Source organism: Metamycoplasma equirhinis, assembly GCF_006385185.1.
GTDB classification, from domain to species: domain Bacteria; phylum Bacillota_I; class Bacilli_A; order Mycoplasmatales; family Metamycoplasmataceae; genus Metamycoplasma; species Metamycoplasma equirhinis.
In genome coordinates, this window is record NZ_VFIX01000050.1 from 1 (window position 1) to 564 (window position 564).

Consider the following 564-nt stretch of genomic DNA (forward strand, 5'->3'; position numbering starts at 1 on the left):
CGCCAGAACACAAACACATGTCGCGGCGAAAGCACCTCGTGCTCGATGTCTGCATCATCCTGGGTGTTCTCATTGCCTACGTCTTTTCGCTGCTCGGCTACGACTGGTTGGCCCACACACCGGGTCCGCTTCCGCAGCCGGACGTGGGCACGACTGACGACACCGTGGTTTTGATCCGCTTCGAGGAGCTGCACACTGTGGCAAATCGCCTCGATGTGAACGTCCTGGTGCTGCCCGACGATTCGATGATCGACCAGCGCCTCCAAGTGTTGACTACCGACACCTCGGTGCGGTTGTATCCGGAGAACGAACTCGGAGATCTGCAGTACCCGGTAGGAAAGCTGCCCGCGCAAGTAGCGACCACGACCGAGGCGCACGGCAACCCGGGCGCCTGGCCATTCGATACATACACCACCGATACGGTCCAGGCCGATGTGCTCGTCGGCGCTGGCGACAACCGTCAATACGTACCCGCCCGGGTCGAAGTGACCGGATCGCTGGAAGGCTGGGACATCAGCGCCGTCCGCGTCGGGGAAAGCAGCCAAACCTCTGATCGCCCGGACA

At 61.9% G+C, this 564-nt stretch carries 1 protein-coding gene; it reads left to right on the forward strand.

Annotated elements, in window-relative coordinates; translation table 4 throughout:
- Positions 1–17: 17 nt before the first annotated feature.
- Positions 18–564, forward strand: a 547-nt coding sequence (locus FJM08_RS08615) for a DUF4436 family protein (RefSeq protein WP_211331351.1), incomplete at its 3' end; no start/stop codon positions are given.